This window comes from Burkholderia sp. 8Y (genome assembly GCF_902506145.1).
In the GTDB taxonomy this organism is placed as follows: domain Bacteria; phylum Pseudomonadota; class Gammaproteobacteria; order Burkholderiales; family Burkholderiaceae; genus Caballeronia.
Genome location: NZ_LR733548.1, coordinates 115,329 through 130,037 on the forward strand (window position 1 = coordinate 115,329; position 14,709 = coordinate 130,037).

The following is a 14,709-nucleotide window of genomic DNA, read 5'->3' on the forward strand; positions in this document are numbered from 1 at the left end:
GGGGTGAAAACATGGAGATGAACGCCGAGCATCTGAGCAAGAGGCAGTTCGAGCGGGCTGTGCGCGACCTTGAACGCATCACGCGGCACATCGCGGGCCGCTACATCGACCAGGGGGTACCGCTGACGTGGCGCCTTTTGCATGCCATCGAAGCCGAGGCCGTCGCCGACTTAGGGTTCGCCGGGCGACACGAAGCCGCGCTGCGCGAACTGTTCGCGCGCCCCGAAAACTTCCAGTATCCCGAAACCGACGACGTCGTGGACATCGCCTCCTCCGATGCGTTGCCCGCCGTATTCGCATTCGCCGTCGATGCCTACGAACGCGCCGCGCGGGAAGGTCGACCGCAACTCGCCATCGCCGGTCATTGAGGGCCCGTCGCGTTAGGGCATGAGATGTCCTCCGCGTCGGTGTGTCCCTGGCAAGCGGAAACAGCGCCCGCCGACGTCCGGTCCGTGCCGCTGTCGAACGAACGCGCGCACTGCGACGCCTTTGGCGCATGTCGCGTACTCTCAGCGAAGCACGTCGACACTTCTGCACACTCCCATGCGCCTGCACCCTTGACGCCGGCCACGCGAAGCCCGACTCTTTCTGCAAAGCAAACAGCGCCGCGCGCCTTCCCAACACGATGCCAGACACTACTGATCTCTTCGACCAACAGCGCGCCGACTGGCAGGCCGACCCTCATGCTGCTTTCGACGCCTGGCTCGCTCAACAAGAATTTCGCGCTTCGTCGGCCGATGTTTATCGCGCGCAATGGGGCAATTTCCTCGAATGGCTGCAGGCGAAACGCGCGACGCTTCATTCGGTGCAGCGGCCCGTCATCGAACAGTTCGTGTCGCAGTTGGACATTCGGCGGCCGCAGCGGATGCGTTACCTGCGTTTGATCGAGCGCGTGCTCGATCATGTTCGGGAGATAGAAGCCGCGGGGACCAATCCCGCGCGATTCATCGCTCAGGACGGCGACGCAGCCTGGCGCAAAGCACGCGATAACGAGCCGACCGGGTTCCTGACGCATGATGAGCGGGCGCTGCTCGTCGCGCACCTATTCTCCCCGCTCGGTGCGCTACCGGCTGGGCAGCGTTGGCGTGAACGGCGCGACCGGGCGCTGGTCGCCGCGTTTCTAGGTGCCGGCGTGAAAACCGGCGAGGCGGCGCAGTTGACCGTCGATTGTTACGCGCCCGGTGCGCCTTACGTGACCGTGGACGCTTCGAATCCGCTTTTGATTCGGCAGGCGCGGCTCGCTCCATTTGCCGTCGAGTTGCTGGATGGCTGGATTGGCGAGCGAAAAGCAGCCGGATTAGCCGGTGAGCTACTGTTTCCCGCAGCGCCGTCCGGCCGTCCCATGCACAAAGCGACGATGCTCCGCGCTATCGATGCGGTCGTCGCCGCGTCGGGCATCGCCGCGTCTCGCGTCGCCCGAGCGAGTCCGCAGACGCTTCGCAATACCTACGCAGCGGAATTATTCGACGAGGGGATCGAGCCCGAGCGCGTTGGCCAATGGCTCGGATTCCAGCAAATGATATCGGTGCATCGACTGCACCGGGCATGGCAGGACTGGATGGGTGAGCAAATACGGGAGCGCGACATCGCGCGGGCGCAGGCCGGCGTAAGCGATGATGCAGGGTCGGGCCAAGTTTGACGATACTCCCGAAAACGCTCACCTATCACTCTGATCGTGGCCGGATCTCACGCGCGCACGCGGGATGTGTGACGGAAGCTGTAAAGCGCGGCCAGCTTTGACGTCGCCGCGCCCGATGTGCGCTCGCATTTGGGGCACGACAACTCATATTCGTCTTCGTGCAGTTGCAATTCGGGCTCGCCGTCCTCGCAGGCCGGACAGGCAGGCGGCACGCTCACGTATGGATCGGCTTGCGCGCCGAGGGCGGCGATTTCGCCTTCGGTGAGCCGTCCATCCGCCGCCAGTGACGCGATCAGCTTCCCGGCTTCGGCGCTCATTCCGGCCCGGACGCGGTGTGCATCGCGCTCACGCGTCAGCGCATCGATTTCATCCGACTGCGCGCGCACCTGCGACTCCAGGCGGTCCGCACGACTGCGCGCGACGCTCAGTTGTTGAATGAACTCGAACTCCTTCCGGCCGGCTTCCCGAATATTCGCCTGATAAGTAGCAGCGACGCCGCGCAATCCATCGAGTTCGACCAGCATCGGCTTGACCCGGCGCTCGGCGTCCTTGACGGCATCGTTGATTTGCTGGGCGTATCGTTCGGTATTCCGGCGCAATTCGTCCTGCAGTTCCTCTATCCGGCCTCGCAGACGCGCCGCCTGCGACTGCTCCGTCGCGAGACGCTCGGTAAGCGCAGCATTGTCTGCCTTCGATTGCGCGATCGCGTCGCGTAGTTCGGCTTGCGAGGCGGTGTCACTTATGCGGAGCCGGTTCAGTTCCGCTTCCAGCGACGCGATACGCACGGCCGCTTCCTCCGCTCGAGCCTCGGCACGTTGCCGCGCCTGCTCGACGGTTTGAAGGCGAATCTCCGCTTCACGGGCGCTTGCCTCCGCTCTGCCGACGTTTTCGTACGCTTCAGCGCGCTTGCCTTCCAGCGCGGTCTCCGCATGCACTCGGGCTTCGGCGAAAAGCTCGGCCAACAGTTCGCCCGCGCGTTCCTGGAGCGCCTGCGGGATCCCACCTGCCTCGACACGCACGCGAACACTGGATCGCACAGTCTCCCAGAAAGCATCGATATCCCTGGGGATGTCCGTTGCGCTGCCGACTTGCGTCAAGTCCCGGACCGCCGTGACCGATGGGCGGATGCCGAGGTCGAAAAACAGCCGCCTACACGCATGATGCGAAAGGTCTTGTCGGCGGGCGCCGGCTGCGCGCAGCCTCTCCAGTTCTTGACGGACGGTATCGCGAACGTGTGAGTCCATGAATCCTCAACAATAGTTTGTGTCGAGCGTGACGTTTTACGTTCACTCCGATACAGCCGTCGAGTTGCAGATTTCAGAAGCCGCTTTTTCGAAGCTTCACGACGCGGAACGGCTGTACGACGCGCTCCATTGTAGTCCATGCATGTGAAACACGATGAGGAAAAACGAATAACCATATGATTTTGCAAGTGTTGTCGAGTCCATGCCGCAGAATTGTATGTTTCACGGCAGTTGAAGTGGGAGAAGATCCGGGCAACGCAGCGGCTCGGCAGTCGTGTGTGTCTCTTATGAGCACTCTCGCTTGAGAGTAATAAAAGTAAACACCTTTGAACCCAGTTGAAAACAGTTAACGCCTGGCTGAACCCTTATGGGACAAGGCTCTCGGGCCGGGTTGGTGAGTGTTTGCAGGACGTATGGTGAGACCCTACGGGTGTCAGCGGTGGTGGCCTTCGGGAAGATCAGTGAGAGGAAGCGGGATAGTTAGTGAGCGGCTTCGGGGAACCGCTCGCACGTTCAGGTGAGCGTATCCGGGAGTACGCCGGCGTCTCAACCGCACTGAGGCAGAAGCGGTAGATTTCTACGCGTTTTGATCGGTGAGAGCATGCAGGAACTGGGGATCGACATAACTTTATGGCGCTTTTGTGTCATTTTTGCCGCAAGGTGAGTACTTTCAGGGCATATTGTCTGTCGAGGGTGAGACTTTTCGGGACTAAACCCGCAGAAATCCCTCGAATGGCGGCTCCGACAGCCTACGGTGAGCTTTTTCGGGACTGTGCATAGCAGCGAAAGCCGCTGCGGGTACACGGCACAAACGCCAACTGTCCGGAAGGTGAGGATTTACGGGAGCTTTGTGCTTGCCAAACCAAGCAGCGGTGAGAAGATTCGGGAGCTCAACGCCTGCAGAACATCGGGCGGAATCTGGCGAGCGGAGTCTGGAGCGTTCTGTCACCAGCACTTATCGCAATATATCGACATTCGGCCCGGCTCTCGGAGGAGCACTCGGCTCTTGGCTAGGTACTGAAGGCCAACGGTGAGCCTTTTCGGGAGCCCACTTACGACAGGGCCCGATTCCTTGCGACGAGAGCTCTCTCGCAAAGCGATTTTCGCGTTAGCCGGGGCAAAGGTGAGTCTTTACAGGGGCGAAGAGGTGAGGCGTTCCGGGAGGCGTTGAAGCGGTCCGTGTTCGCAAAAGTGGCTTTTTCCGGGACCCATTCGCCGCCATTTCCCAACCGACGAAGGCTCGTCGCACGCATCCGCTGACAGCTTTACGCGTAAAGGTGAGAGTTTTCAGGAGAGCGCGGACGCGAGGGGGCATTAGTGCCCCGTCGCAGCGGGAAAAACGAACGGGCAACACGCACTGTCTCCGACTCGCCACATCGCTTTCCGGCCGAGATTTTTTTTCGGTGAGAGTTTTCGGGGGCCGCGAGAACCCCTCGACAAGCCGGCTGAAAAGGCGGGAATCCGTTTACCCGCGCCGGCTCTAGGAATATGAGACGAGCCATTCAGGTGAGCGGTGAGGGTTTACGGGAACGCACCGCAGTGAGCCCCTTCGGTCGCCTCGACATCACCCTTCGATGGTGAAGCCGCCCCGTAGACGGCGTTCACCCCACCGGTTATGCTTTGCCGCAATACCGTATTCCCTACCCGTATGGCGACCAGGCGCGCAAAGAAGACCGACGTAGTCAGCCCCAGCTCGGCGGAATTGCGCAAGGCCGTCGAAGCCATCGCGATTCAGCCCAAGAGCGGGAAGATCACACTGCTGACTCGCAAGCTGTTCAACGTCTTGCTGGCGGTCGCGCAGCAAGCAGACGAATCCGGCGATACCTATCGCGCGCTGCTATCGGACATTGTCGCGAATTCCGCCTTCGATTCCAACGATACCGCGCTTGTCAAAGAACACTTGCGCCGCATGGTGTCGGTGCAGGTCGAGTGGAGCACCGGAACCTCGAGTCAGAAGCCTGGGCGCAAGTGGGGTATATCGACGCTGATCGCCGATGCTGAAATTCTCGAAGACCCGTCGACGCGTCGCGTCTGGGTCGAATTCTCGTTCGCTCCGAAAATCAAGAAGAAGCTGTTGGACCCGGTCCAGTATGCTCGACTGAGCCTGCAGTTCCAAAGCCAACTGCGCAGCAGCGCCGGTCTCGCGCTTTACGAAATCTGCGTCCGGTATTTGACGAATCCCAGTCACCTGACGATGCGCGAAACGTGGGAGTGGTGGCGGCCGATTCTGTCGGGCACGCCCGACACGGAAGCGGGCGATGAGGCTAAGCGCGAGTACAAATATTTCAAGCGCGACTACCTGCGTCCCGCGATTGCGGAAGTCAACGCGGTAACGAATATTTTTGTCGAACTGGTCGAACATCGAGAGGGGCGGCGCGTCGCCGAAATCCAGTTCCGCGTCACCGAGCGCAAGCAACCGATGCTCGCGCTGGACGAACATCCGAACGTCTTTGACAGCACGCTCGTCGACCGCATGGTGAAGATCGGCATCCCGCTGAAGGAAGCGCAGACGCTTTATGCCGATAGCGAAGAAAATCGCATTCGCGCCGCATTGTTGATGACGGAGCAGCGCATGCGCAGCACGACGTTGCCGCCGGTCCGCAGTGCAGCCGCGCTGTTCAAGGACGCGCTGAAGAAGGGCTATGCGCCGCCGGTCGAAGCTTTGCCGGCGGCAACGAACGGCGCGTCACCGCGGGCCGGCGCGACGAGCGGCTCGGCTGCGGACGATCTGAAGGCTCGATTGCTTGGCGAATTTTCGGCGTTTCGGCGCAAGGAAGCCCGCGCCATGTATGAAGAGCAAGGTGAGGAAGAACGGGAGCTCGCGCGCCAGAGCTTTGAGGAAGAATTGCTGCCGGAACTCGGCGCGCATATGCGCGACGACTGGCGCAAGCGCGGACTGGATTCCAAGCTCGCGGAAACGTCTTTCTTCGATTGGCTCGCCCGGAGGACGTGGGGCGAGCCGACCGATGGTGACTTGCTCGCTTTCACGCTCAGCCAGTCGCGAGCAAGCTGAGCCGCGCAGAGCGCCGTGGCGTTGCGCCAGCGGCGAGCCGTTATTCGTTGGTCGTGTTGGCCTGCAGCATCGTCTCGATTTGATGAAGCAACTCGTCTCGCTTTTCGCGCGACAAGCCTCGCAGCCGCAGTTCCAGCCGGTCTTCTCCATACGATTTCAGATCGCCGACCGCCACGCCATCCAACTTGATTTCGAGCCGTTGCGAATAACGTTGCCGGCCGGGCGGCTTCGGCGCGTCTTGGGCGCTGGCGCGTCCCTTGACGATGTCCGCGACCTGGCGCGTGCTCAAGTCGTCCGATGTAATCTTGTTGATGAGCCGCAGCGTCGCGTCGCTTCCGCGCGCCGCGTGATAACGCGAAATTTGATACGCCATGTTGGAACCGAAACGGTCCGGCCGCGCCACCATCTCCTGCATCACGTTTTCGGGCAGCTTGGCGATGGATAACGCAACGGCGATCGTCGATTCGTCCAGGCCGAGGTGGTCGGCCAGTTCGCGCTGGCTCTGGAAGTGTTGCTCGTCGAGAAAACGCCGCCAAACGACGGCGTTATCAAAAACCGTCTGCGAGTCGCGCTGAACGTTGAGGTCGTAGCCGAGCTTGTAGCTTTCGATACCGATCGGCAGGTCGACGACGACCGCCTTGACCGCCTCCTTGTTCGCCTCCTTGAGCGCCCGCACGCGCCGGCCGCCGTCGCTGACGAAGAACGTCCCCGGATTCTCGTAGTCGGGGATCACGTGGATGGCTTGCTGCTGGCCTTGCTTCGCGAGATTGACGGCGAGTTCGGCGATCGAAGCCTTCAAATAGAAGTGACGCGGGTTGAACGGGCTCGGTTTGATCGCCTTGAGCGGCAATTCGATGACCTGCCCCGTCGTGTACCGATTCGCCCGCCGCCATGACCGATACTGCTCGGATTCGTGCGCGGCGGTCGCGTCGGTCTCATTGTCCGCGACGAATGCGCTGGAACGGCCGTTCGCTGCGGCCTGCGACACCTGCTGGATGTCGACGATACCGTCGATCGCATTCAGGCGATCGAGCGCGGTCCGTTTCTCACTGCTGGTGGTATCGGGGCGGGCTTTGAAGCCCTTTGCGAACTGCGACGGTTTCATTCGGGGTCCTTTATGCGCATAAAGTCAGGCGAGCATACCGAGGATTTCCTCGGCGCACGCGCGGATCTCGGCGGCAGCGAGTCGCGAGCCGCGGTCTGTCATTTGCAGCACGGTCTGGCCAAGCGCCATCGCTTGTTTGTAGCATTCGCGCGTCGGAATCTGCGTTCTAAGTAAGGGAAAACCGAGTTCCTCGAGCGCAACCTTGAGTTCTCGCGTAAGCATCCGCTTCTCCTCAGTTTTGTTGAGCAGAAAGACGGCGCGCAGATCCTCATTCATGATCTGCGCCTGCTGCACGAGCTTGACGAGCCCAACGCTCGACCAGTAGTCCGCCGGGGACGAAGATGTCGGGATGACCGCGATACTCGCGGCCAAGAGCACGACGCCCGAGACTTTCTCAGTAATCGACGGCGGGCAGTCGACGACGATGATGTCGTAGTCGTTGATGAACTTCTTGATCTCGCGATGAATCTGGCCGCCAGCCTCGGATAGATTTACGACTGGAAACGGGATGCCCGTTGCCTCATCCGACGCGGCGCTAGACCAGTGAATTAGAGTGTTCTGGCCATCGGCATCGACGACGAGCACGCGTTTCTTCTTCTCATGAAAGGCTGCGCCTAAGTGCATTGCTACTGTGCTTTTGCCGACACCACCCTTCTGTTGCGTGATCGCTATGATTTCCGCCGCCACGTTGGACTCCAGATATGTACGATTGGAATTCTACATAGCGTTAGATATTTTTCCAGTCATATTCGATGGAAAGGCGCGCGTTGGCCATTCGGACAAGGCTTTATGCGCATAAAGGTGGCCAGCTCATCTCGGCGCGCCGATCTTTATGCGCATAAAGCCTCGCCGGTCGCCAGCCTTCCGCGTGGCTCAAGGTCAACTGCTCAGCACGCAAAATCGCCTATGCTTACCGCTAGCCAAACTCTTGCGGGTTCGCCATGACCGTTCGCAATCTCGACATCCTGTTCGCGCCACGGTCAATTGCGGTCGTCGGCGCATCGTCGCGGGCGGGAAGTATCGGAGAGATGGTCTGGCAACGTGTCGCGTCCTCGGGGTTCGCTGGGCCTATCTGGCCCGTCAACCCGAAGCACACGTCACTAGACGGACAGTCGGTCCTAGCCGACGTCTCCGACCTGCCGGATGCGCCAAGCGTTGCGATACTGTGCACTCGGCCGGAGACTTGGCCCGATCTGGTCGAACGGCTCGGCAAGCGAGGCACGAAAGCGGTGGTGATCGTCGGTGAAGCGCGTCATCGCGACGACGGGACGTCGCCCTCGCCATCAAGCAAGACAACGCGGCCCGATTGGACTGCTCGCACCCTCGCTGCGGCTCGCCCGTTTTTGCTTCGAGTCGTCGGGCCGGGAAGCCTCGGCGTCGTTTCGCCGACGATCGGCGCCTGTCTAGGCGCGCCAGTCTGCGGAGTGAAGTCGGGCGGCGTTGCATGGGTATCAGCATCGAACGCGCTGACGAACGGCGTTCTCGGATGGGCCCGCGCGCGCGGCCTCGGTTTCTCCAGAATCGTTGCGCTCGGCGATGAAGCCGACGTCGACTCCGGCGACGTCGTCGACTTTCTGGCGAGCGACGCCTCGACCCGTGCGATTCTGCTTGCCATCGAAACAGTCAGCGCAGCGCGCAAGTTCATGTCCGCCGCGCGTGCGGCGGCACGGAACAAGCCCGTGCTCGTGCTCCGCACCGGCCGCGACGATCCCTTCGATCGTCTCTACGGGGCCGCCTTTCGCCGCGCGGGTCTTGTGCGCGTCGATTCGCTCGATGACCTTCTGGACGAGATCGAGACGCTCGGCGTCGGGCGCGTCGCCGCGAGCGACGTGGCCACCGTCATCACCAGCGATCGCGGCGTGGCCGCCCTTGCGAAAGACGCGTTCGGCGCGGCGGGCGACGGCCTTGCGCCTCTGCCACCGGCTGCTCGGGACGCCTTCGCCGCCGTGTTGCCCAAAGCGCAAGCTGGCAATCCGCTTCTCTTGGGCGACGACGCATCGCCTGCCGATTTCGGCGCCGCGCTCCAGGCACTCGCGCCGTATCGCGACACCGGCACGGTGTTCGTCGTGCATGCGCCGACACACAGCGCGCCCGTTTCCGACGTCGCCCGCACGCTCATCGCCGAGCGCCGGTTTGCGTATCGCGGCTTGCTCGCGTGCTTCTTCGGAGGCGTCGATGCCGCGACGCGCGACGAACTTCACGCGAGCGGGATTCCCGTGCATACGACGCCGCATCGACTGGCGCGCGGGTTCGCACGGCTCGTCGACTTCAGGCACGGGCGCGAACTGCTGATGCAAACGCCTGATGGGTTGCCTGCCGACGTTTCAAAGGACATCGATCAGGCGCAGAGCGAAATCCGCATCGCGCTTGCGAACGGCATCGCCGAACTGAATGGCGAGCGAGCGGCGCGCGTCCTTGTCCGTTTCGGCATTGCGGTGAAGCCAGGTCCGAGCGATGCCACCTCCACCGACGCAGTCGAAATTCAGACGCGCCTTTTAAACCATCGCGTATTCGGACCGGTGTTCGAGTTTCGGGCGGAAGGCGCGCTCGGGCTGGCCGATGCACTTCATGAGTTCGCGCTGCCGCCGCTGAACCCGGTGCTGGCTCGCGATCTGATCATGCGCTCGCCGCGTTCGCGCGAACTGCCGGGCGAAATGATGCTGATCGCGCTGACGGCGTTATCGCAGCTCGTTTGCTATATCGACGAGATCGTTGCGTTGCGACTGACGTTGCGAGTCACGCGCGACTCCGTCTCGGTACACGAGCCGCAGCTGACGTTGGGCGCGCACCGCAAGCCGCTCGCGATCGTGCCGTATCCGCGAGCGATGGAGGAAACGCTCGACTGGCGCGGCATGCGGATCACGGTGCGGCCGATCCGACCGGAAGACGAAGACGCGCATCGCGCCTTCGTTGCCGCGAACACCGTGGAAGATTTGCGACTGCGTTTCTTCGGCGCGGTGCGCAGCTTCGATCATTCGCAACTCGCGCGAATGACGCAGATCGATTACGACCGCGAGATGGCGCTGATCGTGACGCGCTCGAAAGAGGACGGCGCGTCCGAGACACTCGCGGTGGCGCGCGCCATCGCCGATCCGGACAACGAGACGGCCGAGTTCGCGCTTGCCGCGCGTTCGGACATGAAAGGACAGGGCTTGGGATCGCTGCTACTCACGCGAATCATCGACTACGAAAAGAAGCGCGGCACACGATGGATGATCGGCGAAGCGTTGCGCGAGAACGCGGGCATGGTCGCGCTGGCGCGCAAGCTTGGGTTCGAGTTGACGCGCACGGAGGACCCCGGCGTCGTCGGTTTCAGGATGCGGCTTGGCGGTTCGCCCGCGCAGCCGCAGTCCGCCCCGCACGCCCCCGGCAATTAAGCGGCGAGTTTTGACAGCGCGTCGTCGATCTGTTCGCGCGACAGCGAAAGCTCATTCAGCAATGCTTCGGGATACGAAAGGCCGGTTTCGCGTTCCAGCCGCGCGATGGTGAGCGCGCAGCGTGCGGCGTCCTTGGGCGTCGCGATGAACGTCTTCACCGAATGTCCCGCAGTGAACGCCTCGAAAAGCGGCGCGCGAATCTCGTCGGGCAACGCACGCGAGGTCCATTGGTACGGCTTGCCGTTGTACGTCAACTGCGGCGGAAGCGTGCGCTCCTTCTTGGCGGCGGGAATGAGGCCGTAAGTGCGCGCCGCCTCGCCGATCTGCTCGGGCGAGAAGAGTTCGTCCGGGCTGATGTCGAATTGCGCGATATACGCTTCGATCGCCTGCATCGCGGCGGCGCGATCGTCGCGTTTTTTCTGCGCACGGGCGACGATATCGCGCAGTTCGTCGGCCTCTTCCGCCGTGATGGTGAAGCTCGCTTGCTTTTGCTGAAGCTCGGAAAAACGCTGGAATTCGGAATCGGAAAGAAGTTTCGCCATGGATGATGCGTCGAGGTGTGCACGGCGGCTCGCAATCGGCTGCCGCTATTTCGAGAGGGTCGCCATTCTAACGTGATCCGTGCGCGGCTCAGTCGCGCGACATCGAAAGCGCAACGGCGGCATCTTTCAGGAGCGCGGTGACGTCTTCGACGGACGGCGCCACGTACTCGTCGATCCGCCGCATGTAGGGACACGTCAACGCGGCGATCGCCTGTCCGGACGGACCCAGCAGAGGAAACGTCACGTCGATGATGCCGAAAGATTGCTGACTGTCTTTCCTGGAAAATCCCGCTTCGCGGATCTGCTGGTAATCAACGTCGAGCACTGCGCGGTCCATCGGCAACTCGCCTTTGACCTTCGTGTGCTCGGCCAGCATGTGCTCGCGCTGTTCGTCGGTCTGGAAGGCCAGTATCACGCGGCCCGATCCGGTGTCGATCAGCCCGACGCGCGAGCCGAGCCGCACGGAAATGCCCCAGGCGCCCGGCCCGTCGACTTGCGCAATGACGAGCAGATTGCCGCGATCGTAGACGGCGAGATGCACCGACTGCTCCGCCGCTTCGGCGAAACGCTGCATGACGGGCAGCGCCTCCGCGATCAGACGATTCGTCGGCGGATGACGGTGCGCGAGCGCGTACAGCTTGAGACTCAACGAATAGCGGTCGCCCTCGGGCGAGCGCACGACGTACTGCCGCGCAACGAGCCGCTCCAGCATGCGATACATCTCGCTCGCGTTGCGGCCGAGCAGTTTCGTGATTTCGGCGCGCGTCAGTCCCGACTTCTGCTCGGCAAGCAATTCAAGGATGTCGAGTCCTTTGTCGAGGGCGGGTGCGCGGTATCGGTCTGCATCGTTGTCTTCTGCGTCCACGGCGATTGGCGTCTGTCGGTTCATGGGTCGGCCTGCATTCGAGCGTCGGGTCGGTGTGATCAGGGAATACACCGACCGTCCGATGCTGCGCCATCCTTGACTTGGTTTTGTGCGTCTATGAATAATACGTTCATTAATGAATGAACGGCCACACCGTGCAGTACGTCAGGTAACGGCTTTGTCCGCAGCGAACGCATCAACTGACCGAGGCTTGCAAATGACCGCTGAGAAGCAGGACGTCTTACGCCGCCGCAACATTGCGAACACCTCGGTGGATGTAACGGCGCTGTCGCTCGGCACCGCGCCGCTCGGCGGCCTGTATCACGAACTCACGGAAGACGAAGCGCGCGCCACGGTCGATGCCGCGTGGCAAGCAGGCATCCGCTTTTTCGACACCGCGCCGCATTACGGCCACACGAAGGCCGAGCATCGTCTGGGCGATGCGCTGCGCAGATATCCGCGCAAGGACTTCGTGCTGTCCACCAAGGTCGGCCGCCGCTTTGTGCCGCGGACCACGCCCGATGACGGCAGCGAGGGCTGGGCAAATCCGCTGCCGTTTCAGGCGATCTACGACTACACCTACGACGGCATCCTTCGGTCGTTCGAAGACAGCCAGCAGCGGCTCGGCATGATCGATATCGATATCGTGCTCATCCACGATATCGGGCGATACACGCACGGCGAGAATAACGCGCGCTATTGGCGGCAACTGACGGACGAGGGCGGCTTTCGCGCGCTGGATGAATTGAAGCAATCGCGCGGCGTCAAGGCGGTCGGGCTCGGCGTCAACGAGGGCGCGGCTGTGATGGAAGCGATGGCCGAATACGACGTCGACTGCGCGTTGCTTGCCGGGCGCTACACGCTGCTTGAACAGCAAACGCTCGACGACCTGCTGCCCGAGTGCGAGAAACGCGGCGTCAGCATCCTGCTAGGCGGCGCGTTCAATTCGGGCATTCTGGCGCGCGGTCTGGATTCGAACGCGCACGGCGATCTCAAGTTCAACTACGGCGACGCGCCGAGAGAAATCGTCGAACGCGTCGGCAAACTGGAACGTGTCTGTCGCGATTTCGGCGTGGCGCTGTCGAGCGCGGCCCTCCAGTTTCCTTATGCGCATAAAGTCGTGGCGACCGTCCTGATGGGCGCGCGGACGCCGGACGAAGTGCGTGAGAACGCCGCTTCCTTTGCGACGCCGATTCCACCCGCGCTGTGGGATGCGCTGCGCGCCGAAGGCTTGCTTCACCCGAACGCGCCGGTGCCACGATGATCGCTGACGAAACGATCGACGCGCATCAGCACTACTGGGATCCGGCACGCGGCGATTATGGCTGGCTCACGCCCGAGCTTCAGCCGCTCTATCGCGTATTCGGACCGAACGACCTTGCCCCGCTGCTTGAGGCAACCGGCGTGCGTCGCACGGTCGTCGTTCAGGCTGCGCCGACTGTCGATGAAACGCGCTATCTGCTCGCGTTGGCCCGCGACAATCAATTGATCGCGGGCGTCGTCGGCTGGGTTCCGCTCGATTCCGACGGCGCGTTGGACATCATCGACGAATTCGCCCGCGAGCCGAAGTTCAAAGGCGTGCGCCCGATGCTTCAGGATTTGCCCGACGATACGTGGATCGCGCACGCGCCTCGCGATGAGGCAGTACAGCGTCTGATCGACCTCGATCTCGCCTTCGACGCGCTCGTCCTCGCGCGCCATGTGCCGTCGCTGATCGAGTTCGCGCGGCGATATCCGAAGCTGCGGATCGTCGTGGATCACGGCGCCAAACCGCCGATTCGCGATGGCATCGACGCTGGCTGGCAGCCTTGGGCCGATGGCATCGCGCGACTCGCTGCGCTGCCGCAGCTTCATTGCAAGCTCTCCGGCCTCGTCACCGAGGCCGCGCCGAACTGGACCGATGCCACGCTGCAACCGTACATCGCGCATTTAATCGAGCAATTCGGCGCGGAACGTCTGATGTGGGGCAGCGATTGGCCGGTGCTGAATCTCAACGGCGGCTACACTGAATGGCACGCTGCCGCCACGCGCCTGACCGCACATCTCGAAAAAGCCGGGCAAGCCGCGATTTTCGGCGCAAACGCCCGCGCGTTCTACCGTCTCTGACGCGCGCCATATACCCGGCATGTCTCAAAATTAACCTGGACTGGAGCAGTGGATGGTACAAAGACTGGCAGGCAAGACCGCGCTGATCACGGCGGCGGGACAGGGCATTGGGCTCGCGACGGCCGAAATGTTCGCGGCTGAAGGGGCGCGCGTGATCGCGACCGACATCCGCATCGAATCGCTCGAAGGCAAACCGTTCGAGGCGCGCAAGCTCGACGTTCTCGACGCGCAGGCCATCAGCGATCTCGCGAAGGAGGTCGGCGCAATCGACGTGCTGTTCAACTGCGCGGGCTATGTGCACCCCGGTTCGATTCTCGAAGCAACCGAAGCCGACTGGGACTTCGCCTTCGACCTGAATGCCAAGGCCATGTATCGCACGATTCGCGCGTTCCTGCCCGCGATGCTGGAAAAGGGCGGCGGCTCGATCATCAACATGTCGTCGGCGGCGTCGAGCGTGAAGGGCGTGCCGAACCGCTTCGTGTACGGCGCGTCGAAGGCGGCGGTCATCGGCTTGACCAAGTCGGTCGCGGCGGATTTCGTCACGCGCGGCATCCGCTGCAACGCGATCTGCCCCGGCACGGTGGAGTCGCCTTCTCTTGCGGAGCGCATCGCGGAGCAGGCGCAGGCGCAAGGCGCGACCGTCGAGCAGGTGCAGGCGGCGTTCGTCGCGCGTCAGCCGATGGGGCGCGTCGGCCGCGCGAGCGAGATCGCGGCGCTCGCGCTGTATCTCGGCTCCGATGAGTCGTCGTTCACGACGGGTCAGATTCATGTCATCGATGGCGGCTGGTCCAACTGACCGTCCGCCACTTCTCAACTTT

11 protein-coding genes and 2 pseudogenes are annotated in these 14,709 nt (G+C 62.4%); 7 read left to right on the top strand and 6 right to left on the bottom strand.

All coding sequences use genetic code 11. From position 1 onward, the window contains the following. Positions 1 to 11 precede the first annotated feature (11 nt). The gene (locus GV035_RS28295; RefSeq protein ID WP_159839315.1) at positions 12 to 368 is read left to right on the top strand and encodes a DUF2471 family protein; all 357 of its coding nucleotides are present in this window, start codon (positions 12 to 14) and stop codon (positions 366 to 368) included. Positions 369 to 625: 257 nt separating this feature from the next. After that, positions 626 to 1,639, top strand: a complete 1,014-nt coding sequence (locus tag GV035_RS28300; protein WP_159839417.1) for a tyrosine-type recombinase/integrase — start codon at positions 626 to 628, stop codon at positions 1,637 to 1,639. A gap of 47 nt (positions 1,640 to 1,686) precedes the next feature. Here GV035_RS28300 and GV035_RS28305 read toward each other — a convergent pair whose 3' ends face one another. Beyond that, a complete protein-coding gene (locus GV035_RS28305) occupies positions 1,687 to 2,883 on the bottom strand; it encodes a DNA-binding protein (RefSeq protein ID WP_159839317.1) in 1,197 nt (398 codons plus the stop codon). 1,648 nt (positions 2,884 to 4,531) lie between these two features. Here GV035_RS28305 and GV035_RS28310 point away from each other — a divergent pair. Beyond that, entirely contained in the window at positions 4,532 to 5,896 is a 1,365-nt protein-coding gene (locus tag GV035_RS28310; protein WP_159839319.1) for a replication initiation protein, read from the top strand. A 40-nt stretch (positions 5,897 to 5,936) separates the two neighbouring features. Here the strand turns inward: GV035_RS28310 and GV035_RS28315 are convergent. The 3 genes and pseudogenes from GV035_RS28315 to parA all read right to left on the bottom strand — a co-directional run. Beyond that, positions 5,937 to 6,824 (bottom strand): annotated as a pseudogene (locus GV035_RS28315) (ParB/RepB/Spo0J family partition protein); the annotation flags it as partial. Between the two features lie 71 nt (positions 6,825 to 6,895). After that, a pseudogene (locus GV035_RS30005) lies at positions 6,896 to 7,001 on the bottom strand (ParB/RepB/Spo0J family partition protein); the annotation flags it as partial. A 24-nt stretch (positions 7,002 to 7,025) separates the two neighbouring features. After that, on the bottom strand, positions 7,026 to 7,688 hold the full coding sequence (parA, locus tag GV035_RS28320) for a ParA family partition ATPase (RefSeq protein ID WP_159839323.1): 663 nt from the start codon (positions 7,686 to 7,688) through the stop codon (positions 7,026 to 7,028). Positions 7,689 to 7,942: 254 nt separating this feature from the next. Here parA and GV035_RS28325 point away from each other — a divergent pair, with 254 nt between their 5' ends. Further along, a complete protein-coding gene (locus GV035_RS28325) occupies positions 7,943 to 10,378 on the top strand; it encodes a bifunctional acetate--CoA ligase family protein/GNAT family N-acetyltransferase (protein ID WP_159839325.1) in 2,436 nt (811 codons plus the stop codon). Here the strand turns inward: GV035_RS28325 and GV035_RS28330 are convergent. Beyond that, on the bottom strand, positions 10,375 to 10,920 hold the full coding sequence (locus GV035_RS28330; RefSeq protein ID WP_159839327.1) for a hypothetical protein: 546 nt from the start codon (positions 10,918 to 10,920) through the stop codon (positions 10,375 to 10,377). The two genes, GV035_RS28325 and GV035_RS28330, sit on opposite strands and share 4 nt — an antisense overlap. Before the next feature lie 88 nt (positions 10,921 to 11,008). After that, on the bottom strand, positions 11,009 to 11,809 hold the full coding sequence (locus tag GV035_RS28335; protein WP_201304084.1) for an IclR family transcriptional regulator: 801 nt from the start codon (positions 11,807 to 11,809) through the stop codon (positions 11,009 to 11,011). Positions 11,810 to 12,002: 193 nt separating this feature from the next. Here GV035_RS28335 and GV035_RS28340 point away from each other — a divergent pair, with 193 nt between their 5' ends. Genes GV035_RS28340 through GV035_RS28350 form a run of 3 tightly spaced genes read left to right on the top strand, consistent with a single transcriptional unit; the run spans position 12,003 to position 14,687 of the window. Beyond that, entirely contained in the window at positions 12,003 to 13,049 is a 1,047-nt protein-coding gene (locus GV035_RS28340; protein WP_159839329.1) for an aldo/keto reductase, read from the top strand. Beyond that, positions 13,046 to 13,891, top strand: coding sequence for an amidohydrolase family protein (locus tag GV035_RS28345; RefSeq protein ID WP_159839331.1), 846 nt, complete (start codon positions 13,046 to 13,048; stop codon positions 13,889 to 13,891). The genes GV035_RS28340 and GV035_RS28345 overlap by 4 nt, the downstream gene beginning before the upstream one ends. A 52-nt stretch (positions 13,892 to 13,943) precedes the next feature. Then, positions 13,944 to 14,687 carry an SDR family oxidoreductase gene (locus GV035_RS28350; RefSeq protein ID WP_159839333.1) on the top strand — a complete coding sequence of 248 codons (744 nt, stop codon included), beginning with the start codon at positions 13,944 to 13,946 and terminating at the stop codon, positions 14,685 to 14,687. The last annotated feature ends 22 nt before the right edge of the window (positions 14,688 to 14,709 follow it).